The organism is Mesorhizobium sp. CAU 1741, assembly GCF_039839275.1.
GTDB lineage: Bacteria > Pseudomonadota > Alphaproteobacteria > Rhizobiales > Rhizobiaceae > Aerobium.
In genome coordinates this window covers 172,548-198,299 of record NZ_JBDOQP010000007.1, presented here as the reverse complement: position 1 = coordinate 198,299, position 25,752 = coordinate 172,548, and the positions used below count along the sequence as shown (strand labels likewise).

Below are 25,752 nucleotides of genomic sequence, written 5' to 3'. Positions count from 1 at the left end.
GTTCAGCGACCGAACCGTTCGAGCCATCCCTTGCCGGCCTTCCGTTCGCGGATGATCGGCAGGGGATCTTCGCTGTCGAGGCGCGAGCACAGCCGGTAGACCTCCAGCGCCTCCGCGCTCATGGCACCTTGCTTGTAGAAGTACATCGCCGCGCCATACCGCGAACGGCCTGACCATTCCTCACCCAGCGGCGTGTTGACCAGCGTCCACTGCTCCTGCCACTCGGCGTCGCCTTCCGCCATCAGCTCATTCCCGGAGGCGTCGCACCGCGTCTGGCCAGCTTCACGAACGGCCGCTCGATGATCCGCGCACGCTTCATCAGCTTGACGTATTGCAGTTCAAGCAAGGCATAGATTTCCACCCAAAGATCGTCGATCACCGTATCGCCGTGGGGGCGCTGCAGGCTGGCTATCGCGACGTTGCGCTTGGCGGTGGGCGACCAGATCGCGGCGGTGACCAGCCCGACTTCACGCTTCTTGCGGTGATAGACGATAGCGTGCTCGGCCGGCACGTTGCCCTCGATCTCCAGCCCGACCAGCACATGCTGCAAGGTGCCGCCGGACCGCGCGGCCAGTATGGCGCGCCGCCCGTTGAAATGCCCCTTCTCCGCATCCACCATCCAGCCGAGCCCGATCTCGTCCGGCATCCGGACACGGTCAGCGCGAATCGCGTGCTCGGCGGTGATGAAATCGGCATTGGCGACGATGAACCCGGCCTCGATGCGGGCGCGGTTCAGCGCGGTGTAGCCAATGGCGCGAATTCCGTGCTGATGGCCTGCATCCATGAGACGATCCCAAAGCGACAGCGCGCTGCCTGCGTCGACGAATAGCTCGTAGCCGAGGTCCCCTGTGAAGCCGGTCCGCGAGATCGTGACCACGCCGCCGGCATGCTGGAAGTCTGCGATATCGAACGGCCTGAGGCGCTCGATACCCTCGAAGCCGGCGGAACAAAGAACCGCGAACGCGGTCGGCCCTTGCACGGCGAGACCGGCCAGCGTCTCGGTTTCCTCCGCTATCTCGACGTCGAAGCCAATGGCGGAATCGAGCAGCCACGGCAAATGCCGCTCCTGGCAACACAGCCGGAAACGATCCCCGGCGAGACGAAACAGTGTCCCGTCGTCGAGGACGTGGCCCTCTTCGTCACACCAGGCCGTGTAGTGGACCCGGCCGACCCTGAGTTTCGCCACGTCGCGAAGCGTCAGCCGATTGCAGTAGGCCTCTGCGTCCCTCCCCTCGATGCGGTATTTCACCATCGGCGAGATGTCGAACAGCGCCGCCTGGCTGCGGATGGCGAAATATTCCAGCTCCTCGTCCCACAGCGACGCAGGTGCCTTGTAGCCTGCCCAGTCGTACCAGTCGTTCTGCTGCGCCAGCGCCTGAAGCCGCGGATGAAACGGCGTCTCAAGGCGAAGCTGGTCGATATGCGACTGCGCTTTTCGACGATCCGTCATTGCGTCACCGCCATCACGCGCCGCGCCGCGTTCATACCCGGCACGCCCGACACGCCGCCGCCGGGATGCGAGCCTGCGCCCGCGAGAAACAGCCCGTCGATCGGCGTATCGTAACCACCGGCGCCGAAGAACGGACGCGACATCAACATCTGGTCGGGCTGCAATTCGCCATGGTGCCAGTGTCCGCCCGGCATCTGAAACCGTGTCTCGATGTCGGCGGGCGTCAGCAGCTCGCTGGCGATCACCGATGATCCGATACCAGGCGCATGACGCTCGAGCTGCGCCATGATCGCCTTCTGGAAGGCAGGCCGGCCCTCGTTCCATCCGCCCTTCAGCGCGTAGGGCGCGAACTGGACATTGGCCGAGAGCACGCAGGCGCCGTCGGGCGCAAGTGCAGCATCGGACAGGCTGGGCAAGACGATCTCCATCACCGGCTCCGGACTGAACGCGCCATATTTCGCGGGATTGAAGGCACGCTCGACATGGCTCGCGGAGGGCGCGATCACCAGCCGGCCCTTGTGGTCCTCCGGCGCGACGCCGCTGAAGTCTGGCACCCTGTCGAGCGCCAGATGCAGCTTGGCGACGTTGCCCTTCATGCGGACGTTCTGCACCTTGCGGACGATGCCGGTGTCGAGGTCGCGGGAACCGACCAGATCCAGGAAGGTCGTGCGCGGATTGATCGCCGAGACGATCGTCGCCGCCCGCAATTCTTCGCCATTTGCGAGCCCCACACCGACCGACCTGCCCTTCTCGACCAGGATACGCGCCACCTGCGTCCCGGTACGGATTGCGACACCGGCCTCGGCGGCCGAAGCCGCCATTGCAGAAACGACACCGCCCATCCCGCCTTGGGGGAGCATCTGACCGCCGGGAACCCCGCCCACTTCGCCGGCCAGCCGGTAATAGAGCCCGACCAGCGACGTTGGGGAGCGAGGGCCGAGGTGGCTGCCAAGCACCGCATCGAAGGCCACCAAACCGCGCAGGGCGTCGCTCGTCAGATGTTCGTCGAGCACATCGCTGACGTTCATCAGCAGCATGCGCAGGAAGTCGCGCATGTCCTCACGGCCAAGCCGGCGCAGCGACAGGCCGATGCCGCCGAGCGCAAGCTTCTCCGAGAGCGGCATGCCGGCGAGGTCCGGCGGGCGGCGCGCCAGCAATGGCGTGAGCACGCCAGCATAGCGGATCAATTGCGCGCGCAGTTCCTTCCACGCAGTCGCTTCCGAGGCGGGAACCCCGTCCAGCATTTCACCGTAGGCGCCGCGCAGCACCACCGGCTCGGCGTCGCCCAACGCCACGGAAGCCATCGCGCGCCCTTCCAAGGTCAGGCCGTGGCGTTGCAGGTCCATCGCCTTGACGACGTCGGGATGCAGGCGATTGAGGATATGGGCGATGGACGAGACTCGGAACCCGGGATGGAATTCGTGCGTCCGCGCAGCACCCCCCACCTCGCCCTCGGCTTCGAGCAACACCACCTTGCGGCCGGATCTGGCCAGCAGCGTTGCCGCGACGAGCCCATTGTGCCCGCCACCGATCACGATCGCATCAGATGACGTCATGGGCTTCGCTCATGTGGCCAGCAGGCCGCTTCAGATCGCGCAGCATTTCAGCCGCGGCGTTTCGGCCCGGCGCACCCATGACGCCGCCGCCCGGATGTGTCGACGAGCCGCACATGTAGAGCCCCTTCACCGGCGAGCGGTATTGCGCATAACCGGGCACCGGGCGGTTGAACAGGAGCTGGTCGAAGGTCAGCTCGCCCTGGAAGATGTTGCCTTCCGTCAACCCGACCTCGGCTTCGAGTTCGCGCGGCGTCCGCACCTCCATGTGCACGATGCGGTCGCGAAAGCCCGGCGAATAATCGGCGATCTGGGAGATGACCGTCTCGGCGAACGCATCGCGGTCGGCATCGGTCCAGTCGCGGCCTTCAACCTTCGGCGGACAGTACTGCACGAAGCAGCTCATGAAGTGCTTGCCCGGCGGCGCCATGGTCGGGTCGAGCGTGGTCGGGATCACCATGTCGAGGAACGGGTCAGCCGACCAGCGCTCCTCCTTCCAGTCATCGTAGGCACGCTCCATCCGCTCGACGCTGTCGGTGAAATGGAGATCGCCGCGAAGGCACGGGCTGTCCTTTGGCAGGGCGGGAAATTCGGGCATCGAATCCAGTGCGATGTTGACCTTGCCCGAAGAGCCGCGGATCTTGAAGTTCCTGACGCGCCGCAGGAACGGGTCCGGCAGTTCCTTCTCCTCGACCAGCTTGAGAAACGTGCGTTTGACGTCAGCGTTCGAGACCACGAGGCGACCGTGGACCTCCTCGCCGCCGGCGAGCACGACGCCCTTGGTCTCGCCATTGCGAACCAGCACGCGATCGACCTCGGCTTCGGTGCGGATCGTACCGCCTGAAGCGCGAAACGAATCTGCCAGTGCTTGCGTTACCGCGCCCATGCCGCCGCGCGCATAGCCCCATGCACCGACGGAGCCGTCGACCTCGCCCATGTAGTGATGCAGGAGAACGTAAGCCGTGCCCGGCGACATCGGCCCGAGCGCCGTGCCGATGATCCCCGACAGCGCCAGATAGGCCTTGATCACGTCCGTCTCGAAATACTCGTCGAGGAAATCGGAGATCGACATGGTCCAGAAGCGCAGCATCTCCGCCATTTCCGGCGCGCTAAGACCCGCAAACTTCCGGCCCAGATAGGCCAGTTCGGACAGGTCGCGCGGACGGAAACTCATCGGGTCCGGCGCGGTACGCATCAGCAAGGGCTGGATGAAACGGCACTGCCGCGTGACGTCACGCGCATAGCGCTCATAGGCCTCGGCATCCCGCGCCGACCACCGCGCATATTCGCGCCTGTGCGCGTGATGGTCACGATAGCTCGCCAGATAGTCGCCGTCCTGGGTCAATACCGCCCCGCCTTCATAGGCGATCACCTGCAGCCCATATTTCGGCAGTTCGAGATCGCGCATGATCTCCGGCCGGAACAGCGAGCAGACATAGGAGCAGTTGGAATACAGGAAGCCCGGGGTCAGTTCGCGGCTCACCGCCGCCCCGCCGATCCAGTCGTTCTTTTCCACCACCAGCACGTCGAGCCCGGCGCGCTGCAGGTAGCACGCATTGACGAGCCCGTTGTGCCCCGCGCCGATGATGATCGCGTCGTAGGTCTTCATCGCTCGCGTCCACCCTCCCGTTTCGTCCGTCCTTCGAGGCTCGCTGCACTCCGCTTTCAGGACCATCCAACAAACTCATCAGCGCTGAAACCTGCCATGCCGCTCGCATCGATGTCCAGCCATTTTGAATGAATGTTCAGCAAACACGGTTGCGTTTTGTCCTGCCTGCGTTAGGCTTTGGCCATGAATTCAGCGACGGACACCCGCATGGCCGACGCATCGGCACATGAAGCGGAATACGACGATACGGCCATACGTTTCCTTGAGGCTCTCTGGGGCGAAGGCTATCTGTCGCCCGGCGGGCCTGATGAGGTCGACCGCATTGTCGCCGGTCTTGATCTTGCGGGAAAGTCGGTGCTCGACCTTGGTTGCGGGGCGGGCGGCATCGCCCTCCACCTCGCACGCAGGCACCAGGCGCAAGTAACGGGGTTCGACGTCGAGGAACCGGTGATCGTGCAGGCAAGGCGGGCCGCACACACTGCCGGACTGGACCAGCGCGCCACATTCGTGCAGGCGCCGCCCGGCCCGCTTCCCTTTGACGATGGAGCGTTTGACGTCGTCTTTTCGAAGGACTCAATGCTGCATGTTCCGGACAAGCATGCGCTGTTTGCAGAAATCTTTCGCGTCCTGAAAAGCGGCGGCGTGTTCGCGGCCAGCGACTGGATGATCGGGCATGACGGCGAGCCGTCCGGCGACATGAAAGCCTATGTCGAGGCGGAAGGTCTGTCCTTTTCCATGCGCTCGCCGGCCGCCTATCACGCCGCGATGCGCGAAGCGGGTTTCGTCGAGGTGGCGTCCGAGGATCGCAATGCCTGGTACCGGGAGGTCGCGCGCGGAGAGCTCGAACGGCTGAAGGGCCCTCTGTACGGACGGGTAGCGGATGCCGTAGGTGCCGCCTATGTCGACAAGAACATTCACACCTGGAGCGCCATGCAGAAGGTGCTTGACTCAGGCGAACATCGGCCCACCCATCTGCGCGGACGCAAGCCATGAGGCTGGCAATACTGGAACGGGACGACGATATCATGAAGAATGGCGCGGCGGCCACGCATCCGCCGGAAACGGAAAAGCGCGGCCGCAAGGCCTCCAAGGAAACGCGCCGGCTGCAACTGATCGAGGCGACAATCGATTCGCTGGCCAAGCGCGGCTATTCCGAAACGACCATGGCGGATGTAGCCGATGGCGCGGGTCTCTCGCGCGGCATCGTCAACTTCCACTTCGAGAGCAAGGAAAAGCTGCTGGTCGCCACGCTGCAGCACATGGCCGAGGAATATGCCGCTCATTGGAAGGGAGCTCTTGCCAAGGCCGGGCCGGAGCCGTCCGCGCGCCTCGCTGCACTCGTTGCCGCCGATTTCGACCGCGCCATATGCAGCCGCCGAAAACTCGCGGCGTGGTGTGCGTTCTGGGGTGAGGCGAGGTCGCGCCCGACCTACCAGGCACTGTGCGGGTCGCGTGACGAGATGTACCAGGAAACAGTCGTCGAGCTGTGTTCCGCGTTGGTCGAGGCCGGCGACTACCCGCTCGATCCGCGCCAGACCGCGCTCGCCCTCGACGCCATGCTTGAAGGATTGTGGCTGCGCCTGATGATGCGCGGCGACGACCTGACGCGCGATAAGGCCCACGCCGCGGCCAGCACCATGCTCACCACCCTCTTTCCACGCCACTTCCCGCGCACGTCATCCTGACGAACGCGGGGTCAACCAACGGGAACACAAGAACAGGAGACGACCAGATGAGACACGAGAACGGAATCAGACACCTGAAGGTCACGATGGCTCTGGCTGCGGCGCTGACCGCGGGATCGAGCGGCATCGCGCTGGCAGCCGATGAGGACGTGAGCGTGTTCGACTGGGCCGGTTACGAAGATCCCGGTTTCCACCCCGACTATGTGAAGAAGCATGGCGACTCTCCGTCGTTCTCCTTCTTCGGCGATGAGGACGAAGCATTCGAGAAGCTGCGCGCCGGGTTCACCAGCGATCTCGCTCACCCATGCTCGCAAAACGTCGTCAAATGGCGCGATGCCGGTTTGCTGCAGCCACTGGATCCCGCGCGCATCGACGCCTGGGAGGAGATACTGCCGGGACTGAAGTCGATGAACAACCTGATGACGGACGGCGAAGGCACGGCCTGGTTCGTGCCCTTCGAATGGGGCAACACGCTCGTTACCTACCGCACGGACAAGGTCGACGAGGCCGACATCCAGTCCCTCAAGGCCTTCGCCGACCCGAAATTCCAAGGCCGTGTCTCGATGCCTGACAATGTCGATGATGCCTACGCCCTGGCCGCGCTGGCCACCGGCCACACCGACTGGACCAAGATGACCGACGCCGACTGGGATGCGGCTTCCGCCTTCCTGCGCGAGGTTCACAAGAATGTCCGCCTCTACTGGCTCGACAACACCGAGCTCTCGCAGGCGATGGCCGGCGGCGAGGTCGATCTGGCCTGGGCCTGGAATGAAACTGCCACGACACTGATGGCCGATGGCGTGCCTGCGGCGATGAAGCGCGACACAGACGAAGGGCTGTCCACTTGGGTCTGCGGCTATGTGCACCTCAAGGATGCGCCCGGCAACACCGACAAGGTCTACGACTATCTCAACGCGATCCTCACGCCGGAGGTCGCCACCTACCTCGTCAACGACTGGGGCTATGGCCACGCCAATGCCACCGGCATGGCAAAGATCGATCCGGAAGTTCTGGAATCAACGGGCTATGGCGATCTCGAGGCCTTCGTCGACAAGACATTGTTCAACAGCCCGCTGCCGCCGGAGACCAAGTCGAAGCTGATCGAGGAATTCGAGCGTATCAAGGCCGGCTACTGAGGGAGAATCGAGCGAGGCGGCGGTGGCCGTCTCGCCCCCATTAATCCGCCATCGCCACCAGCGCATCCGGATCATAGGCGAGCCGGATGGGAGCGCCGACAGGAATGTCGTCGGCGCCAAAATTGTTGGTCTCGGTCACCGATAGCGGGCTTTCGAAGCCTGGTATGTCGACCAGCAGGTGGGTGATCTCGCCGAAATAATGCCTGTCGACGACGGTGCCTGCCACTTCATGGCTGGCCGTTTCATCGTCCCACAGCACCCGCAGCCGTTCGGGGCGTATGCCCAGCGTGGCCGATCCGTCTGAAGTCTGGAACGCGATCGGCCGATCCGTGCTCACACGGCCGAAGCCCGGCGTGTCGACGACGATCTGGCCGCCGCTTTCTTCCACCACTGGCGCGCGGACGAAGTTCATGCCGCCGAGGAAATCGGCCACCTGCCGATTAACCGGACGCTGATAGACGTGTTTGGGCGTATCGACCTGGGCAATGCGGCCGCCGAACATCACAGCGATGCGGTCCGACATCGCCAGCGCTTCGTACTGATCATGCGTCACCAGCACGAAGGTAATGCCGACCGTCTGTTGGAGATGCCGCAGTTCGACCTGCATCTGTTCGCGCAACTTCTTGTCCAGCGCCGACAACGGCTCATCCAGAAGCAGGACCTTGGGACGCATGACCAGCGCCCGCGCAAGGGCCACGCGCTGGCGTTGTCCGCCCGACAGTTCACTGGCGCCTCGCTTGCCCAGCCCCGAAAGCGCCACCTGCGACAGCGCTTCCTCCACCCGCCGTCTCTCCTCCACTTTGCCGAGCTTCAGGCGCTTCAGCCCGTATCCGACATTCTGTTCGACATTCAGATGCGGGAAGATCGCATAGCTCTGGAACACCATGTTGGTCGGACGCTGGTTGGCCGGCGTGCCGCCCATCTCCTGGCCATCGATCAGGATCGTGCCGCTCGTCGGCGTGTCGAAGCCGGCGATCATGCGCAACAGCGTGGTCTTGCCGCAGCCTGAGGGCCCCAGAAGAGAAAAGAACTCGCCCTCACGCACGCTCAGCAATGCGTTGTCGAGCGCGGCAAAATTGCCAAAGCGGCGCGTGACGCCGCGAATCTCGATCATCGGCCGCTCAGGCAAACAGACCTCCATCAGTGTTGGTGCGCGAGGCCGCGCGCCGGCGCAGCATCTCGGCAATCGTGACGAGCACGAACGAGACGACCAGCATGATCGTGCCCAGCGCCAGCACTGAAGGCAGGCGCGAGGCGAAACGAAGCTGCCCCCAGATGTAGATAGGCAGTGTCGGATCGGCACCGCTCAGGAAAAACGCGACGATGAACTCGTCGAAGGAAATCGTGAAGGAAACGAGCAGGCTGGCAATGATCGCCGGCGCCACCATCGGCAACGTCACCCGGCGCAACGTACCGAATGCCGTCTCACCGAGATCGGCTGAAGCCTCCTCCAGGCTGCGGTCGAACCCTTCGAAGCCGGATATCAGGACCACCATCGAATAGGGTAGGCATATCAGCACATGACCGAGCGTCACCGTCACCAGCGACAGGCTCATGCCGAACGCGAGCAACACGAGGAGCAGCGAGATCGCGACGATGATCTCGGGCAGCACCAGGGGCGCCATGATCAGGCCGCTCATCGCGCGCTTGCCGGTGAAGCGGTAGCGCGTCACGGCGCGTGCCCCGCAGATGCCGAGCAGCGTCGACATGACCGCCACGGCCAGCCCGACGCCGAGACTGTTCCAGGCGGCGTCGATCATCTCCTGGTTGCCCGCGAGCTGCTCGTACCAACGCCAGGTGAAGCCTGCCAGCGGCAGCGTCGGCGTGGCCGAATCGTTGAACGAGAACAGCGGCAGCAGCAGCACCGGCCCATAAAGAAACAGGATGTAGAGCGCCGCATAGGCCGGTAGCCAGCGGATCGCCATCCTGCGCACCGGCCGGCTCATCGCACCACCCTCGCCAGCGCCTTGATCGCCAGCACGACAATGCATGCCGTCAGCGACACGACGATCATCGTCGTCACCGAAAGCGCCGCGCCGAGCGGCCAGTTGGCCGAGCGGCCGAACTGCGACTGGATCGCGTTCGCAATCATGATTCCTTCCGTCCCGCCGACGAGGCGTGGCGTGATGTAGTCCCCCACCGTTGGGATCATGACGATGAGGAGCGCCGCGATGACGCCCGGCAGCGACAGCGGCAGCGTCACGCGAAGGAATGACTGCAACGGCCCATCGCCGAGGTCACGCGCCGCCTCCAGCAACGATCGGTCGATCTTTTCCAGCGATACGTAGATGGGCAGGATCGCGAAGGCCGCCCACGCGTGGGTCAGCGCGATGACGACGGCGGAGGTGTTGTAGAGCAGCGCGGTGGAAGGCTCGTCGAGGATACCCAGCCCCATCAAGCCGGTATTGAGTACACCCTGGTAGCCGAGGATCACTTTCCAGGCCATGACGCGCAGAAGATAGCTGGTCCAGAAGGGCACCATGATGATGAACAGCCAGAGGTTCTTGTGGCGTCCGCCATGGAAGGAGATGAAATAGGCCGCCGGATATCCGAGCACCACGGCAGCGACGCTGACGGCGAGTGACACCGATACCGACCGCGCCAGAAGGTCGCGATACATTGGATCGGTCAGCGCCTCCCTGTAATTCGCCAGCGTGAAACTGCGATCGATCGTCAGATAGTCCTGCGTCCAGAACGAATGCGCGATCACCACCGCGATCGGCAGCAGAAGAAGAACGAGGGCGTAGAGAAAGGTCGGGCTGATCAGCGCGAGGCCCTGCGCCTGTTCCGACTGCAAAAGGGGAGGCCGTGCCCTGACGCTCGCGGAGAGTGACCGAGCGTCTTCGGCGGCGGCTGTCATCGCAGCCTTCCCGGCACTGGCTCAGTCCGTTCTCTGCCAAGGCTGATCGTCACAGGGTCTCCTTCTGGGCGCGCGGACCAGCTCGTCATTGGCGCCCGTCGCACATCATAGTGTGCGCACATTCGGATTGAAATCAACCCGCCCGTCTGCGATATTGACTGAACAGACATTCAGAAAATTGCGAATATCGATGATATTCCTGTTACTTGCATGATGCATTCACATGTATCGATATCTCAAAAAGGAGGTCCGTCATGGCGGCGATGACGAGGTTGAGCGGCAAGTCGAAGGCTTCGGCGGAGACGATGCAGGATATTGCGCGCCGTCACCTCGTGCAGCCATGGCCGGTGGCCGGATCGATCGGCGACGAATCCCGTGGCGTGATCGGCGCGGCGGACGGCATCTATGTGACGGACGGGGAAGGACGGCAACTGATCGACGGACCGGCCGGCATGTGGTGCACCAATCTCGGCCATCGCCGGCGCGAGCTGGCGCAAGCGATGTACGAGCAGGCCATGGAGCTGTCCTACAACACGCCCTGGTACACCATGAACGAGCCGTCGGCAGTGCTCGCGCAACGCCTGGCAACACACGCGCCGGGCGACCTCGATCACGTCTTCTTCACCACCGGTGGCTCCTCGGCGGTAGAGACTGCGCTGCGGTTCATGCAGTTCTACAACAATGTTCGCGGCAGGCCGGAAAAGAAGATGATCCTGTCGCGCGGCGGCGCCTATCACGGCTCGTCTTACCTTTCAGCATCGCTCAACGGGCGCCCGCGAGACCGCGACTGGATGGACGGAGCCGACGACCTCGTCGTCAAGCTTACCTGCCCCGACCCGTTTCGGCGGCCAGCCGGCACCAGCGTCGAAGCGTTCCGCGACAGCCTCGTTGAGGAATTTCGCCAGGCAGTCGAACGCATCGGCGCGGACCGCATCGGCGCCTTCGTCGGCGAGCCGGTCATGGCGTCGGGCGGCGTGATCGTGCCGCCGGATGGCTACCTCTCCGCCATTCGCGAAATCTGCCGCGACAACGACATCCTGTTCATCGCCGACGAAGTCGTCACCGGCTTCGGGCGCCTTGGCCACGTCTTTGCCTCGAAGGAGGTGTTCGGCATCGAGCCCGACATCATCATCTTCGCCAAGGGCGTGACGTCCGGCTATTTTCCGCTCGGCGGCGCGATCATATCCGCGCGTCTCATGGAGGACCTGCGAAAGTCGAACCATGGCGAGGCGATGTTCGCGCACGGGCTGACCTATTCGAGCCACCCGGTGGGTTGCGCGGTCGCGCTCAAGAACCTCGATCTGCTCGAGGCCGGCGTCCTCGACCATGCCCGTGCGGTCGCTCCCTATTTTCAGCGGCAACTGAAGACACTGGAGGACCTGGCGCTGGTCGGCGAGGTCCGGGGATTGGGGCTGATGGCCTGCGTGGAGTGCGTCGCCGACAAGCAGAGCGGCAATCCGCTCGCGCTGGACACCGAGGTCGGACAGCGTATCGACGCGCATTGTCACGAACTGGGACTGCTGGTGCGCCCGCTTATCCATATGTGCGTGATGTCGCCGCCCCTGATCATCACTTCGGAGCAGATCGACACCATGGTCTCGATCCTGCGGGAGGGCATCTCCCGCACCATGGACGACCTGCGCAGCGAAGGCCTGTGGGACGCCTGACGGCGCGCCCGTCAGCGCATCGCATATCTCATTGGCAACCAGCCGAGGAACGGAGGCTTGCTCCTGTCCGCGACACTTGCCTGCGAGGAGCGCCCCATGGACATCGTCATGCCCGATGGCGACCTCAGGAACGTCTCCGCGCCAGCAACGCGGCGTTCAGGCCGGTGATATCCTTCTCCGGCGGGGCGCTTTCGAGATCCAGCACCGGCAGGTGCGCGCGTAGATGGTCGTGATGCGTGCGCACGCCGTATTCGAGATCTGACAGGAAGAAGCCTTCAAAGGCCCCAGAACGCATCGATTCGTTCGACCAGATCGTCAACTGAACGTCTTCCGCCGTCGTGTCCCGGTCGATGCGCGTTGCCAGATAGCGCGCCGCCGCCGCCTGGCGATCCTCGTCGGCGTAGCGGTAGACCGCGCCACGCAGCAATGTCTTGCCGGTCGACAGCGGAAATTCCTGGTAGAATTGCACCAGTTCGGGCGTCGCGGCGATCACCGCATTCGGGAACAACCCGTAATAGACCCAGGCGCGCGCCAGATCTGGCGGCAGATGTTCGCGCGGCTTGCACAACGACACGTAGCGCTTGACGCTCCAGCGCCGCCCCGCATGCGGATTAAAAGTCGCAAAGGAGCGCGACATGCCGTTGACGAAAGGTTCGTCGTAATAGGTCGCTCCATAAAGGTCCTGCAGCGCGGGATGGGCCATCGCGACGTGATAGCCTTCATTGTCGACGTCGCGCACCGACTTCCAGTTGACCGGGCTTTCCTGCGTCCACATGCCAGTCGTCGGCACCATGGTCTCTGAGCGGTAATGCGCCATCTCTTCTTCCACCGGCCTGAGCAGGTCCGCCACGGACGGCTGCGGCCCCTCGCGGAAGCGCACGAAGATGAACCCCATCCAGATTTCCAGGTCGAGTGGCTTCAGGCCGAACTCAGCCTTGTCGAGATCGGGGAACGTGCGCGGGCGTGCCGCTCCTCTGAGCGTGCCGTCGAGATTGTAGACCCAGCCGTGAAACGGGCAGACGAGCGCGTTCTTGCAACTGCCCCGCTCGTCGGCGACCACGCGGCTGCCGCGATGCCGGCATAGATTGTGGAAACCGCGCACCACACCATCCTTGCCGCGCAGGACGAGCGCACGTTCTCCGACCATGTCGAGCGTCAGGTAGTCGCCCGCATCCGGCACGTCGGACACATGGCCGACGATCTGCCAGTGCGTCCTGAACACATGCTCTTTCTCAAGTTCGAGCAGGGCCTGGCTGTGGTAACTCCAGCCTGGAAGGCCCCTGCGATCCCAATCGTTCGGAATCCGCGCATCAAGCAGCGGTTGCGTCATACCTCATCCTGACTCTATTGAACGGACGTTCAATATAGCGCCTATTCCCTATTCAACGCAATCCCTTAGACCGAAATCGGCTCTCTGTTGAACCGGCGCTGCACACTCTGACTGTCGGCGAAATTGGAATGCGACGAACGCGGCGGCGGCGCAATCGGAACCATCGGCCTTACAAGTCGTTGAAAACGCGATCCAACAAGGAGTTTTTCGCGATGGCGTTCTTTTCACGCAATGACGATGCGCTCGACCTGCATCACCAGATCGCCGCCCTGCGCAAGGAGGTTGCATCCCTGAGCCGTTCGGCGGGCAAGAAGGGCGCATCGGCCTATCATGGCGCAAGCGACAGCGCGTCTGAGTTCTACGGCGACCTTGCAGATCGGGTCGCGGGGGCGTTGCCGGTGATCCGTCGCCGGGCCCACGACATCGAGGATACGATCCGCGAGAATCCCACGCGCACCGCTGCGGCGGTTGGCCTTGTGGCGCTTGTCGTGACGGCCGCGCTGCTTATGGGAAATCGTCGCCGCTAGCCGCGCAAATACGGTAATTTTCGCGACCGTTTGGCGCAGTCATTTCCGCACATCTGCCATGCGGCAAATGCAATTGTATCAATCAGCGACGCATCCTACTTAGGGACTGTCGGTGATCTACCTCCTCCCAGAGAGCCGACACCCGGCGCGGCAAACCTCCTCCCTTGTCGCGCTTCAGTTAGACCCGCCGGACCTCCTCCCCCGGCGGGTTTTTCTTTGCCCGTCCTGCAGCCCGCCTATCCGCGCCAGAATCGCGGAATGAATAGTACCAGCACCGTGAACAGCTCGAGCCGCCCGAGCAGCATTCCGAGCGACAGCAGCCACTTCGCGCCATCCGGCAGCGGACCGAAATTGCCTGCGGGGCCGATGATGGCGCCGAGCCCCGGGCCGACATTGGCAACCGCGGTTGCAGCGCCGCTGGCGCTGGTGAGGAAGTCAAGGCCAAATCCCATCAGGGCGATGGTCAGCGCGGAATAGCACAGGAAGAACACGGCGAAGAAGGCGATGACCGATCCCACCACGTCGCTGTCGAGCGGCCGCTCCCCGTAAAAGCGCGGGAACACGCCGCGGGGATAGATCAGCCGCAGGAAATGCCCCCTCAGCATCACCGCCAGCACCTCGAAGCGGAATATCTTGATGCCGCCGGAGGTCGAACCAGTACAACCACCGACGAATGTCAGGCCGAAGAATATGCCGATGACGGCGTTGCCCCAGAGCGTGTAGTCGGTGGTGGCGAAGCCGGTGGTGGTGACCACGGAGACGACGTTGAAGGCTGCGTGGCGAAACGACTCCTCGACGCCGTATTGGCCCGACAGGGCCAGCCACGAACCGAGCGACCCGACGACAACCGCGAGGAAGATCATCAGCGTACGAATCTGACGGTCCCAGAATGCCCGGTAATCGCCGGCGATAAATCGGACATAGAGAACGAACGGCACGGTTCCCGACAGCATGAACAGCGCCGCAAACCATTGTATTCCGTTGGTGTTCCATGCGCCGAAGGAAAGGTCGGATGTCGAATAGCCGCCCGTTGCGATCGATGTCAGCGCATGGGCGATCGCATCGAACAGCCGCATGCCGCAGAGCCAGTAGACCAGCGTGGCGGTGACGGTGAGCCCGATATAGACGGAGCCGATCGTCATCGCGATCTGGCGCACGCGCGGCATCGCCTTTTCCGACCTGTCGGAGGATTCGGTACGGAAGAGCTGCATGCCGCCGATGCCGAGCGCCGGCAGGATCGCGATTGCCGTCGCGATGATGCCGATGCCGCCCACCCATTGCAGCAGCGCCCGCCACATCAACAGGCCCGGCGGCGCGCGCTCGAGGTTCGAGATCACCGTCGCGCCGGTTGTCGTTATTCCCGAAACCGATTCGAAGAACGAGTTCGCAAGGCTGCCGCTGACCACGCCATATTCCGAAAAGAAGAACGGCATGGCGCTGACCGCCGAGACGCCGAACCAGCTCGTCGGCGTCAGCACGAAGGCCTGCCGAAGCGTGAAACCCGCCTTGAGGGACCCGCGGCTGCCGTAGAGCAGCGTCGAGCCTATCAACGCAGTCACGACCGCAGAAGCGGCGAATGCCTGCCAGTCTCGACTACCATAGAAGACGTCGACCAGCATCGGAAACAGCATGATGCCGGACATTGACAGAAGCACCAGGCCCGTCATGTGCAGAACCGGCTTCATGCCGGACACCGACACGGTCTTCACCGCCGCATGCTTCTGCCGAACAGGGGTCATCCGTTGCGTTTCCCGCTCGCACCCAGCAGCGCCTCCGCAAGGCGAAGATAGCTGTAGGTGACAAGCACCACCACATGGTCGCCGACCTGCAACTGGGTGTCGAACCTGGGAATGATGACCTTGCCTTCACGGATCACGGCGCCGATCTTCATGCCGGGGGGAAGGCCGAGCTGGTCGAGGGGACGGCGCAACAGGCGCGACTCTTCGGTGATCTTCGCCTCCACGACCTCGCCGAAATCCTCGCGAAGCGTATAGAGCGCCGAAATAGCGCCGCGGCGGACATGGCGCAGCACGGTCGAGATCGTCACCGCGCTCGGGCTCACTACCGAATTGATGCCCAGCGTCGGCATGAGGACCTCGTAGGACCGTTTGTTGACAAGCGTGATGGCGCGCTTGCATCCAACCTGCTTGGCGAGCACCGACGAGAAGATGTTCGTCTCGTCATCATTGGTGACCGCGACGATGGTCTCGGCGAGACCTGTCTGGGCTTCTTCCAGCAGGGCACGGTCCAGCGCATCGCCATGCAGCACGACCACCGAGTTGCCGAGCTCTCCCGCCACATACTCCGCGCGGTCCAGGTCGTGCTCGATGATCTTGATGTCGACATTGGGCGAGGCATCGCTGATCTTCATCGCAAGATGAAGGCCGACATTGCCTGCCCCGACGATGATCAGCTTGCGCCCTACCCTCTCGCGGTGGCCGAACGCGGCCATGACTTCGTCGATCCTGTCCTCACGGGCAATCACGTACACGTCGTCGCCGACGGCGATGCGGTCCTGTTCGTCGGGAACGAAGCAGCGCCCCTTGCGCACCACCGCAACGATCGACATTCCTTCGAAATCGCTGTTCTGGGCGATGTCGACCAGCCGCTCGCCGATCACGGCGCAGCGGGAATCCTCAGTATGGATCCCCAGCAGCACGACCAGGCCATGGGCCATCTGCACCATGTCGAACGCACCGGGCGTCCGCAGCCGGCGCGCGATCCCTTCCGCGATCTCTATCTCCGGCGAGATGACGACGTCGATCGGCATGTGCTCGGCGGCATAAAGCCCGGACTTGTCCTGCTCGAGATAGCCCGAATGGCGTAGCCTGGCGATGCGCCGCTTCACGCCGAAAAGCGAGTAGGCGACCTGGCACGCGACCATGTTGACCTCGTCCGAGCGGGTCACGGCGATCAGCATGTCGGCATCGCGCGCGCCGGCCTTGAGCAGCGTGGAGGGATGCGACGCATAGCCGACGACTCCCCGCACGTCGTGACTTTCGTCGACGCGGCGCACCTGCTCCTTGTCCGAGTCGATGACCGTGACGTTTATGCCCTCTGTCGCAAGATGCCGGGCGATCGTCGTTCCGACCTGTCCGGCTCCGCAAACGATGACTTTCATGTTCGGCCTCCGATGCTTCGGTTCGCAGTGGTCACTAGCGCGGGCGAGCCATGAAGCCAAGCGGTTCCGTCCCTGCCCCCATCCGCGAGAGCCGCGAGCGCCACAAGATATCGCGGGACACACGCTTTTGGTTGCAATGGAACGACGCAGACATGAAACTAAGTTCCGTCCGAAACTGCCGCCCATCGCCTAGCCTGTTGCGATGGTGGGCGTGCGCGGCGGACTTGTTGATGCAGAATGGGAGTCCGGCGCCATGTTTGCCGCGCGATTGATGGTTGAAAGAGGATCGTTCCGGGATAAATCGCAGGATTGGGGCGTATATGCCTTCTTGTCGGCGCCTTCGCCAGGAGACCGCGTTGCAGCCGCCCACGAGGACACCACGCACTACCTGACTGTCATCAGCGTCCACCACAAGCCGGTGCCCCTGGCCAACGACGGCGGCACCGGAGGCGAAACGCCGTCGGCAGACGTCGTGGCAAAATGGACAGGATCGGACTGATCTGGCGACCCGCCACAGGCGATGATGGTGACTATATCTACGCTATGACCCTGTCTACGAGACGGGCTTCCGCTGGATGGTCAATCTCGCCTGCTTCCTCGGATGTGGACAAACTTCGACTGCAGTCGAAAAATTTGCATTAAATAGCAAGCCGTTAGGCAGGACACGGCGACGGCTTTGTCCACCACCTCCGATCGTGCCGGATACTTCTCGCGACGAGACGAAGGAGGTCGCGGCGCGTGAAACGGCATGAAGGCAGCCTTTCGAGGTTGAGATGGCGACTGGCAGGCTTGCGCATGCAGACGGCAATGCTGCGCCTTTCTGTTGCTCTCAAGGCAGGCTTTCGTCCAGGTCAGCCACGCATTCCTAGCGGGCAACCGGATGGCGGACAGTGGACGCGCGTTCCCGGCTATGCGCAGATCCACCAGATCTCGCGCCGCAGGGCCGGTCGCGGGCAGATCAGGATCGGCGGTCGCTGGCAGGCGATCACCCCAGCGCAAGAGGTGCGGCTTGCATTGTCCCAAAACGCCGTGCGCCGTGCATTGCGGGAAGTGCGCGAACTCGATCCCAACTGGAAACCGCCCGCGCAAGCCTACTCGACGGTCGAGGGACTTATTTCCGCCAACCGCGCCATCGAACTGGAGGCGCGGTTTCGACTATTTCAGCTTCTGGGGACTCGTGCCGAGCCAGGGCCTTATGCCGGTGAGTGGATACCGGCTCCCCCAACTAACCGTAGCCTGAACCGCTCTGAGCGACAGGAAATTGACCGCATTGGCCGCAGATGGGGCTGCCACCGATGTGGCAGCATGAATCCTGGAACAAAATCCGGTTCTTTCATTGGCGACCATCAAGTGCCAAAATCGATGGGCAGGCCCACCAGAATCTATCCCCATTGCGCCAAATGCAGCGCCAGCCAGGGCGGCCTCATAGGCGCATACCGCCGGAGGTACACGGAATGACGGTCAAGAAGACAGTAGTGGCGCCCGAATATCTTGGCTTCTACATTGCCGGTAAAATGGACATTCGAGTACCCTTGGATCATGATAGGGTCGGCGTCACAGCATCCGGCGAATGCATCAATGTCGGCTGTCTCTATGGCGAGGATGGCGACACGACCATTACGCTCGGGCCATTCGAAGAACTGTCGCCGCAGACAGGACTACCTAAATTCGACGGAGTGCTGGAGACGCCTGAGCGTCGGGTGGATCTTTTCGACGCGAACATGCCCGAGATTCTGTCGATGGAAGTGCCCGGTTTACGGACCAGGGTGCGCATCTGGACGAACCACCAAACCGAACCGGACAATGTGATCATCGCCTTGGGATGACGACGAGATTTCCATGGACTTAGCCGAATCGTGCCATCGAGTTAAGACGGCATAGCGCACTTCCGGAGTTACACCAATGACGGTCAAGAAAGCCGCTGTGTTGCTCGACTACTGCAGCTTTTACATTGCGGGTGTGGGCGAAGAGAGGGTGCCTCGCGACCATGACATGCGTGGTGTCGTGGCTTCCGACGACTGTATAAATGTCAGCGCTCTCCCCTGGAACCAGGGCGAAACGACCATTGCGCTGGGTCGCTTCGAGGAACTGCCCCCCCCCCCCGCAGCCTGCCCTCCCAAGATTCGATGGCGTTCTCAATACTCCAGGGTATCGTGTTGAACTCTTCGATGCGAACATGCCGGAAATCCTCTCCATGGAGGTCCCCGGCGCGCGGACAAAGGTGCGCATATGGATGAATCGACCTTTGTGTCCAGACAATGTGATCATCGCGCTGGGATGATCGGGATGGTTCCTTTGAACCCGGCTGCCTGAACCCATTGAGCGTGCGGAAGAGGCACCAACAGGTGTTCGCACATCATGCAAAATACAAACGTCGCTGCAGCTGGCGATCCCGACTGGATTCGAACCAGTGACCCCCAGATTAGGAATCTGGTGCTCTATCCTGCTGAGCTACGGGACCGCTTGCCAGCGGTATAGCCGCTTCGGTGCTTTTCGCCAACCGTTTTGGGCCGCAATTTGAGCAGGGTCCGGCGCGGGATTCGCGCCGGAACTCGTTTGTCAAAAGTCGGTCAGCGCGCCAGCGCCGTCTCGGTCAGCCGCACCCAGTACGAGATGCCATGCGGGATCAGCTCGTCGTTGAAATCGTAGGACGGGTTATGAAGATTGGCCGTGTCGCCGTTGCCGGCGAAGATGAACGCGCCGGGCCGCACTTCCAGCATGTAGGAGAAATCCTCGCCGCCCATCACCGGATTGACACCGGTATGAACGCCCGGCTCACCGGCGACGTCGCGCGCGATGTCGATGGCGAAATCGGTCTCGCCCGGATCGTTGTAGGTGACGGGATAGTTGACGTCGATGTGCACGTCGACCGTGGCGCCGTTTGCCGCCGCGATCCCCTCGCAGATCGCGCGCATGCGTTCGCGGGCCTTCTCGCCGACCTCCGTGCGAAGCGTGCGGATGGTGCCGGCAAGCAGCGCCGTCTGCGGAATGATGTTGTAGGCATCGCCGGCATGGAATTTGGTGACCGAGACCACGATCGAATCGATCGGGTCGGTGGTGCGCGCCGCGATGGTCTGCAGCGCCATCACCATCTGGCTGGCGATGACGATCGGATCGATCGTGCCATGCGGCATCGCAGCGTGGCCGCCACGGCCCTTGATTGTGATGGTGAATTCCGCCGTTGCCGCCATGATCGGACCGGGGCGGATCGCGAACTGGCCGACCGGCAGGCCCGGCATGTTGTGCATGCCAAACACGCGTGAAATGCCGAACCGGTCCATCAGGCCGTCATCGATCATCGCCTTGGCGCCCGCGCCGCCTTCCTCGGCGGGCTGGAACACCACCGCGACGGACCCCTTGAAGTTGCGCGTCTCGGCAAGATATTTCGCAGCACCCAACAGCATGGCCGTGTGGCCGTCATGGCCGCATGCGTGCATCTTGCCGGGCGTCTGAGAGGCGTGGGGCTTGCCGGTGATCTCGTCGAGCGGCAGCGCGTCCATGTCGGCGCGCAGCCCGATTGTCGGGCCATCGCCCAGATTTCCCTTGATGATGCCCACCACCCCGGTCTTGCCGAGCCCGGGAACGACTTCGTCGCAGCCAAACGACCTGAGTTTGTCCTCTACGAAGGCCGAAGTTTGATGGAGATCGTAGAGCAGTTCCGGTATCGTGTGCAGGTGACGGCGCCATTCGGTCACTTCGTCGTGCATTTCGGCGACGCGGTTGAGTATCGGCATAGACAGTAGTCCCCATTATCGACCTGCGAAGGCCTCTTGCGGCACGCAAGCGCATGGCGGCTTTGCCATCATGGCGTCACATGGGCTAAATAGCAGAGGCGAACGTCCAGGGTCCTGTTGTTCGGCAAGGAAAGGGACAGCGCAAGTCGCTATCCTTGCGGGAACTCTAATGACGCCTTGGCAATGACGGCAAGAGGTGATTTCGATTTGACCATGCGGCAACTGCTTTTCTCCTCCACGCTTGCGGCCCTCATGATCTCGTCGGGTGCGGCCCTGGCGGGTCCGTCGCTTCTCGTCGATCTCGATACGGGCAAGGTATTGCAGCACGACGATGCGTTCGTGCCATGGCATCCGGCATCGCTGACGAAGCTGATGACCACCTACGTCACCTACCGCGCAATCGCGGCGGGCGAGATCACGATGCTGTCGCCGGTACGAGTTTCCGAACGGGCAGCCAAGGAGCCGCCAAGCAAGATGGGCTTCAAGCCCGGCTCGGTGCTGACGGTCGACAACGCGATCAAGATCCTGATGGTCAAGTCGGCGAACGACATCGCCACGTCCCTGGCCGAAAGCGTCGCCGGTTCCAGCCAGGCTTTCGTGGCCCGCATGAACGCCGAGGCGCGGCGCATCGGCATGAGCGACACGCGCTTTGCCAATGCGCACGGCCTGCATGTCGACGATCAGGTCACCACCGCGCGTGACCTTGCCATCCTCGCAATGACGATGCGCAACGAATTCCCGCAATACGACGACTATTACACGCTGGAGGCGATCAGCACCGGCAACGCGCTGATCGAGAACCACAACAACCTCGTCATGCGTTTCGACGGCGCGACCGGCATGAAGACCGGCTATACGTGCCCATCCGGTTTCAACCTGGTCGGCACCGCGCGGCGCGGCTCGCGCAACCTGATGGCCATTGTGATCGGTGAGCACACCGTGGAGGAGCGCGACGACAAGGCCGCCAACATGCTCGTCCAGGGCTTCGATGCGAGCGAGGACAGCGCACCCTACCTTGGCCAGCTTCGTCCCACCGGCACCGAGCCCAAGGACGCGGCCAACCTTCGACCTGTGATCTGCACCGAAGCGCACTGGAAGGCGGTATCGGAAAGGCGCGGTCCGTCGGGCAAGCTGGCCTTCACGTCGCCCTACCTTCCCGAGCCGACACGCGCCCCGGTGCCCGTGGCCGTGGCGCTCGGCGGGGCGACGGGCCCCGAATCGCCCGCGCCGCGTTACGCCGACGTCCCGATCCCTACGCCGCGCCCGGCCGACTACACCCCCGTGACCGCAACTGCTGAAGGCGGCTGACGACGTGAACTTCGAACCCATCGCCGTATCGATCCTCACCGGCTTCCTCGGTGCGGGCAAGACCACGTTGCTGAATCGGCTGCTCAAGGACCCGATGCTGGATTCGACCGCGGTGATCATCAACGAGTTCGGTGACGTCTCGATCGACCACATGCTGGTCGAGCAAGCCTCGGATGGCGTCATCCAGCTTGCGGATGGCTGCCTGTGCTGCACCGTGCGCGGCGAACTCGTCGACACGCTGGCCGATCTGGTCGACCGCATGCAGATCGGCCGCATCGCGCCGCTGAAGCGGATCGTGATCGAGACTACGGGGCTTGCGGACCCGGTCCCGGTGCTTCAGGCCGTGATGGGGCACCCGGCACTGGTGCAGGCGCTGCGTCTCGATGGCGTGATCTGCGTCGTCGACGCCGTCAACGGCCGGGCTACCCTCGATGCCCATCAGGAGGCCGTCAGGCAGGTGGCCGTGGCCGACCGCATCGTGCTGGCGAAGTCCGACATGGCCGACGAAGGAGACAGGGAAACGCTGGCGTCACGGCTCTCGGCGCTGAACCCCACCGCTGAAGTGCTCGATGCCGGCGATGCCACCACCGGCGCCGCGGCTCTGTTCAATTGCGGTCTGTATGATCCGAGCAGGAAGATCGCTGACGTCGCGCGCTGGCTCGGCGGCCCCGTCGATCATCATGATCACGCTCACCACCACGATGGCAACGACGATCACCATCATGAACATCATCACCACGATCAGCGGGTCAGGACCCTGTCGCTGGTGCATGACAAACCCGTGCCATTCGCCGTCGTCGAGGCATTTCTCGACCTGCTGCGCTCGACGCAGGGCGACAAGCTCCTGCGCATGAAGGGTGTCATCGAACTCGCCGACGATCCTGACAGGCCGCTGGTCATCCACGGCGTGCAGAAGATCATGCATCCGCCCGCGCGTCTGCCGCAATGGCCCGCCGGAGACCGCGGCACCCGCATCGTGCTGATCACTTTCGACATGTCGGAAGAGTATGTGCGGCGGCTGTTTTCGGCCTTTATGGGCGCACCGGGCATCGATACCCCTGACCGCGCGGCGATGCAGGACAACCCCTTGGCCATCGCCGGCTTCAAGCCGTAACGCAGAGCGGGCCTAGGCGCCGCGTTCGATAAGAAAGCGATGCCCGCCGTCAACCGCTACGCTCTCCACAAGCACATGGCCGGCGTCCCGGCAGAACGCAGGGATGTCGATAACCGCGAGCGGGTCGGTCGTTTCCACCCAAAGCCGCGTGCCGACGGGCAGGCCCGCAAGTCGCTTGCCCGCCCGCAACACCGGAAGCGGACAGTTCAGTCCCTTGAGATCATAAATTTCGGCCACGCGTGAGCCGATCGAATCAGCCGCCGAACATGCCGAGCAGACGGCTGCCGAGTCCGCGCTTTTCTTCCGAGGGCGCCGGCGCTGCCGGGCTCTCTGCTGCCTGCGGCTGTGCTTCCGACGCATCGCCACGCCCAGGCAGCAGGTTTGTGAATACCGACATCGGCGCAGCAGCAGGTGCAACCGCTTGCTGTTCGGCGGGAGCCGGTGTCGGCACCGCTGCCACGGTTGGCTTGAGCGCTGGCGGCTGCGCCTTGCGTTCCTGTTCGGCCATGAGGATTTCGGGGCGGTCGAGCGATGGCGGCTGACGCGTCACGCGCTCACCGCGAGCACGCCGGCGCGACCAGTCCGCGACGAGAGATGCTTCCTTCATGCCGGCAATTGTCGGTGCGGGTGTCGAGATGCCCTGCGCCGAACCAAGCGCAGCCGAGAACGCCGTCTCATAACTGTTCTGGTAGCTCGAATAGGCAACGCGCAGCGAATCCGGCTGGGTGGTTACCGGGCAGGAGGCCGTGGGCGAGAAACCCCTGCCGTCACTGGCCGTTTGGTTGAACACGTAGCGCCGCCCACAGACATCGACCTTCGGCGGCACTTTGGTGATCTCGAAATGATCGTAACCTTCCTTCAGCATCGTCCAGAACGCGTAGTTCGGATCGTCCTTGTAACGCGCCATGTTGGCGGGCGTCATGCGGAAGGGAAACGCCTGGACCTGAAACTCCGTCTGCCCGCCTTTGAAGGCATCGCGCGCGAACGCGTAGATCTGCTCCATCTGCGGGTCGGTCATCGAATAGCAGCCGGCCGACGAACAGGCGCCGTGCACCATCAGATGCTGGCCGCTGCGCCCGTGCGCGCGGTCATAGGAGTTCGGGAACCCCATGTTGAAAGCCAGATGGTACTGGGATTTCGGGTTCATCTGGTGCGGCCGCACCATGTAGAAGCCCTCGGGTGCCTGGCGGTCACCTTCGGTGAACTTCGGGCCGAGCTTTCCGGACCATGTGCAGATGTCATAGGTGGTCGCGAGATCGTAGCGCCCGTTGTCCTTCTGCTTCCAGACCTCGAGTTTGGCTTCTTCCTTGAAGATGCGCACCATGATCGGCGACGTCGTGCTCATCCCCTGGGCGCGCATCGACTGGACGAGCGCCGGCGGCAGACTCTTCTCCGCCTTGGGCGCGATGTCCTCGAGCGTTTCGTTGCAGCCTGCCAGTGCGAGGGCCGCAAGCAATATGCCGGCGCGTGCGAAGTTGATGTTCATTGGATCGCGGATCGTACTCTGGTTCGAATGACGGGGCCGTCCTCCCCGACAACTCATGCTTGCCCCAAAACCGACCATAGACCGGTTAACGTTGAAAAAACCTTACCACAATCTTTACCGGTTGGCGCTCACGGGAATGTCATCGCGCACTTGAAGCATGCGGCAAGGCGATTTTGTGGCAGATGACCGTAGGGCAGCTAGATTGTTCGGCCCATCGCAAGGAATTTTTCGCGCCGGTGCTCGCGGAAATCCATGTTTGCGCCCGCGAGATCGGCGAAGCCCTTGGCGATCTGGTCGCCCGCCGCCTTGATCACGGTCTCGCTGTTGCGATGCGCGCCGCCCAGCGGTTCCGTTATGATGCCGTCGATGATCTTGAGCTCAAGCAAGTCCTGCGCGGTAATCTTCATGCTGGTGGCGGCATCCTTCGAGCGCGTGGTGTCGCGCCACAGGATCGATGCCGCACCCTCGGGCGAGATCACCGAATAGATCGAGTGCTCGAGCATGTAGACGTGGTTGGCGACGGCAATGGCGATGGCGCCGCCAGAACCGCCCTCGCCGATGATGACGGAAATGTTCGGCACGGTCAGTCCGAGACATGCCGAGGTCGACCGGGCGATCGCCTCTGCCTGCCCCCGCTCCTCCGCGCCGATGCCGGGATAGGCCCCGGCGGTGTCGACGAGGCTGATGACCGGAAGGCCGAAGCGGTTCGCCATCTCCATGACGCGCACGGCCTTGCGATACCCTTCGGGTCGGGCGCTGCCGAAATTGTGCTTGAGACGGGTGGTGGTGTCGTTGCCCTTTTCGAGGCCGAGCACGGCGACAGATTCCCCGCGGAAACGCGCGAAACCCGCGATCACCGCATTGTCTTCACCAAAGGTTCGGTCGCCGGCCAACTGAGTAAAATCGGTGAACAGCCCCTCGACATAGTCGAGGCAGTGCGGCCGGTCGGGATGGCGCGCCACTTGCACCTTCTGCCACGGGGTCAGGTTGCGGTAGGCCTCGCGCAACGCATCGGTCGAGCGCTTCTCAAGCCGCGATATCTCCTCCCCGACATCCACCGACTCGCCACTTTCCGAGAGCTTTTTGAGCTCCAGTATCTTGGCTTCGAGGTCAGCGACGGGTTTTTCGAAATCGAGATAATTAAACATGCGCAGCTTTGATCCGGAGGGAAA

General features: G+C 63.1%; 24 protein-coding genes and 1 tRNA gene. 10 read left to right on the top strand and 15 right to left on the bottom strand.

Annotation, left to right across the window (positions count from 1 at the left end; translation table 11 throughout):
• Positions 1-2: 2 nt before the first annotated feature.
• From AAFN84_RS23410 to AAFN84_RS23395, 4 genes are read right to left on the bottom strand one after another with little or no spacing between them, the layout of a single operon-like run.
• On the bottom strand, positions 3-242 hold the full coding sequence (locus AAFN84_RS23410; RefSeq protein WP_347517130.1) for a hypothetical protein: 240 nt from the start codon (positions 240-242) through the stop codon (positions 3-5).
• Entirely contained in the window at positions 242-1,450 is a 1,209-nt protein-coding gene (locus AAFN84_RS23405) for an aminomethyltransferase family protein (RefSeq protein ID WP_347517129.1), read from the bottom strand. The genes AAFN84_RS23410 and AAFN84_RS23405 overlap by 1 nt, the downstream gene beginning before the upstream one ends.
• Positions 1,447-3,006 (bottom strand): NAD(P)/FAD-dependent oxidoreductase, encoded by a 1,560-nt coding sequence (locus AAFN84_RS23400; protein ID WP_347517128.1) that lies wholly within the window; start codon positions 3,004-3,006, stop codon positions 1,447-1,449. The genes AAFN84_RS23405 and AAFN84_RS23400 overlap by 4 nt, the downstream gene beginning before the upstream one ends.
• Complete coding sequence (locus tag AAFN84_RS23395) at positions 2,993-4,612, bottom strand: NAD(P)/FAD-dependent oxidoreductase (RefSeq protein WP_347517127.1); 1,620 nt, start codon at positions 4,610-4,612, stop codon at positions 2,993-2,995. Before AAFN84_RS23395 ends, AAFN84_RS23400 begins: the two co-directional genes overlap by 14 nt.
• 183 nt (positions 4,613-4,795) lie before the next feature.
• Between AAFN84_RS23395 and AAFN84_RS23390 the strand changes: the two genes are divergently transcribed.
• From AAFN84_RS23390 to AAFN84_RS23380, 3 genes are read left to right on the top strand one after another with little or no spacing between them, the layout of a single operon-like run.
• Positions 4,796-5,605, top strand: coding sequence for a methyltransferase domain-containing protein (locus AAFN84_RS23390; protein ID WP_347517126.1), 810 nt, complete (start codon positions 4,796-4,798; stop codon positions 5,603-5,605).
• A 32-nt stretch (positions 5,606-5,637) separates the two neighbouring features.
• Positions 5,638-6,297, top strand: a complete 660-nt coding sequence (locus tag AAFN84_RS23385) for a TetR family transcriptional regulator C-terminal domain-containing protein (protein WP_347517239.1) — start codon at positions 5,638-5,640, stop codon at positions 6,295-6,297.
• Positions 6,298-6,344: 47 nt separating this feature from the next.
• Positions 6,345-7,433 carry an extracellular solute-binding protein gene (locus AAFN84_RS23380; protein WP_347517125.1) on the top strand — a complete coding sequence of 363 codons (1,089 nt, stop codon included), beginning with the start codon at positions 6,345-6,347 and terminating at the stop codon, positions 7,431-7,433.
• Positions 7,434-7,473: 40 nt separating this feature from the next.
• Here AAFN84_RS23380 and AAFN84_RS23375 read toward each other — a convergent pair whose 3' ends face one another.
• From AAFN84_RS23375 to AAFN84_RS23365, 3 genes are read right to left on the bottom strand one after another with little or no spacing between them, the layout of a single operon-like run.
• Positions 7,474-8,547, bottom strand: a complete 1,074-nt coding sequence (locus AAFN84_RS23375) for an ABC transporter ATP-binding protein (RefSeq protein ID WP_347517124.1) — start codon at positions 8,545-8,547, stop codon at positions 7,474-7,476.
• A gap of 7 nt (positions 8,548-8,554) precedes the next feature.
• Positions 8,555-9,379, bottom strand: a complete 825-nt coding sequence (locus AAFN84_RS23370) for an ABC transporter permease (RefSeq protein ID WP_347517123.1) — start codon at positions 9,377-9,379, stop codon at positions 8,555-8,557.
• Positions 9,376-10,293 carry an ABC transporter permease gene (locus tag AAFN84_RS23365; RefSeq protein ID WP_347517122.1) on the bottom strand — a complete coding sequence of 306 codons (918 nt, stop codon included), beginning with the start codon at positions 10,291-10,293 and terminating at the stop codon, positions 9,376-9,378. Before AAFN84_RS23365 ends, AAFN84_RS23370 begins: the two co-directional genes overlap by 4 nt.
• Positions 10,294-10,547: 254 nt before the next feature.
• Between AAFN84_RS23365 and AAFN84_RS23360 the strand changes: the two genes are divergently transcribed.
• Positions 10,548-11,960, top strand: coding sequence for an aminotransferase (locus tag AAFN84_RS23360; RefSeq protein WP_347517121.1), 1,413 nt, complete (start codon positions 10,548-10,550; stop codon positions 11,958-11,960).
• A gap of 124 nt (positions 11,961-12,084) precedes the next feature.
• Here the strand turns inward: AAFN84_RS23360 and AAFN84_RS23355 are convergent, their stop codons facing one another.
• The gene (locus tag AAFN84_RS23355) at positions 12,085-13,290 is read right to left on the bottom strand and encodes an aromatic ring-hydroxylating dioxygenase subunit alpha (protein ID WP_347517120.1); all 1,206 of its coding nucleotides are present in this window, start codon (positions 13,288-13,290) and stop codon (positions 12,085-12,087) included.
• A gap of 212 nt (positions 13,291-13,502) precedes the next feature.
• On the opposite strand from AAFN84_RS23355, the gene AAFN84_RS23350 reads away from it, so the two are divergent.
• Positions 13,503-13,817, top strand: a complete 315-nt coding sequence (locus AAFN84_RS23350; protein ID WP_347517119.1) for a hypothetical protein — start codon at positions 13,503-13,505, stop codon at positions 13,815-13,817.
• A gap of 236 nt (positions 13,818-14,053) precedes the next feature.
• On the opposite strand, the gene AAFN84_RS23345 is transcribed toward AAFN84_RS23350, so the two are convergent.
• Both AAFN84_RS23345 and trkA read right to left on the bottom strand, forming a co-directional pair.
• A complete protein-coding gene (locus tag AAFN84_RS23345; protein ID WP_347517118.1) occupies positions 14,054-15,556 on the bottom strand; it encodes a TrkH family potassium uptake protein in 1,503 nt (500 codons plus the stop codon).
• Positions 15,553-16,938, bottom strand: coding sequence for a Trk system potassium transporter TrkA (gene trkA / locus AAFN84_RS23340; RefSeq protein ID WP_347517117.1), 1,386 nt, complete (start codon positions 16,936-16,938; stop codon positions 15,553-15,555). Before trkA ends, AAFN84_RS23345 begins: the two co-directional genes overlap by 4 nt.
• A 253-nt stretch (positions 16,939-17,191) precedes the next feature.
• On the opposite strand from trkA, the gene AAFN84_RS23335 reads away from it, so the two are divergent.
• From AAFN84_RS23335 to AAFN84_RS23325, 3 genes are all read left to right on the top strand, one after another.
• A complete protein-coding gene (locus AAFN84_RS23335) occupies positions 17,192-17,437 on the top strand; it encodes a hypothetical protein (protein WP_347517115.1) in 246 nt (81 codons plus the stop codon).
• Positions 17,438-17,733: 296 nt separating this feature from the next.
• Complete coding sequence (locus tag AAFN84_RS23330) at positions 17,734-18,396, top strand: hypothetical protein (protein WP_347517114.1); 663 nt, start codon at positions 17,734-17,736, stop codon at positions 18,394-18,396.
• Positions 18,393-18,764, top strand: a complete 372-nt coding sequence (locus AAFN84_RS23325) for a hypothetical protein (RefSeq protein ID WP_347517113.1) — start codon at positions 18,393-18,395, stop codon at positions 18,762-18,764. The genes AAFN84_RS23330 and AAFN84_RS23325 overlap by 4 nt, the downstream gene beginning before the upstream one ends.
• A 558-nt stretch (positions 18,765-19,322) precedes the next feature.
• Here the strand turns inward: AAFN84_RS23325 and AAFN84_RS23320 are convergent.
• Together AAFN84_RS23320 and AAFN84_RS23315 are read right to left on the bottom strand one after the other, a co-directional pair.
• Positions 19,323-19,399: transfer RNA gene (locus AAFN84_RS23320), tRNA-Arg, on the bottom strand.
• A gap of 109 nt (positions 19,400-19,508) precedes the next feature.
• Complete coding sequence (locus tag AAFN84_RS23315; RefSeq protein WP_347517112.1) at positions 19,509-20,672, bottom strand: M20 aminoacylase family protein; 1,164 nt, start codon at positions 20,670-20,672, stop codon at positions 19,509-19,511.
• A 213-nt stretch (positions 20,673-20,885) separates the two neighbouring features.
• Between AAFN84_RS23315 and AAFN84_RS23310 the strand changes: the two genes are divergently transcribed.
• A complete protein-coding gene (locus AAFN84_RS23310; RefSeq protein ID WP_347517111.1) occupies positions 20,886-21,980 on the top strand; it encodes a D-alanyl-D-alanine carboxypeptidase family protein in 1,095 nt (364 codons plus the stop codon).
• Positions 21,981-21,984: 4 nt separating this feature from the next.
• Complete coding sequence (locus AAFN84_RS23305; protein WP_347517110.1) at positions 21,985-23,094, top strand: GTP-binding protein; 1,110 nt, start codon at positions 21,985-21,987, stop codon at positions 23,092-23,094.
• Positions 23,095-23,106: 12 nt separating this feature from the next.
• Here AAFN84_RS23305 and AAFN84_RS23300 read toward each other — a convergent pair whose 3' ends face one another.
• The 3 genes from AAFN84_RS23300 to AAFN84_RS23290 all read right to left on the bottom strand — a co-directional run bounded on the left by AAFN84_RS23300 (position 23,107) and on the right by AAFN84_RS23290 (position 25,728).
• Positions 23,107-23,331 carry a sulfurtransferase TusA family protein gene (locus AAFN84_RS23300; protein WP_347517109.1) on the bottom strand — a complete coding sequence of 75 codons (225 nt, stop codon included), beginning with the start codon at positions 23,329-23,331 and terminating at the stop codon, positions 23,107-23,109.
• A 16-nt stretch (positions 23,332-23,347) separates the two neighbouring features.
• Positions 23,348-24,580, bottom strand: a complete 1,233-nt coding sequence (locus AAFN84_RS23295) for a murein L,D-transpeptidase family protein (RefSeq protein WP_347517108.1) — start codon at positions 24,578-24,580, stop codon at positions 23,348-23,350.
• 197 nt (positions 24,581-24,777) lie between these two features.
• Positions 24,778-25,728, bottom strand: a complete 951-nt coding sequence (locus AAFN84_RS23290; protein WP_347517107.1) for an acetyl-CoA carboxylase carboxyltransferase subunit alpha — start codon at positions 25,726-25,728, stop codon at positions 24,778-24,780.
• Between the last annotated feature and the right edge of the window lie 24 nt (positions 25,729-25,752).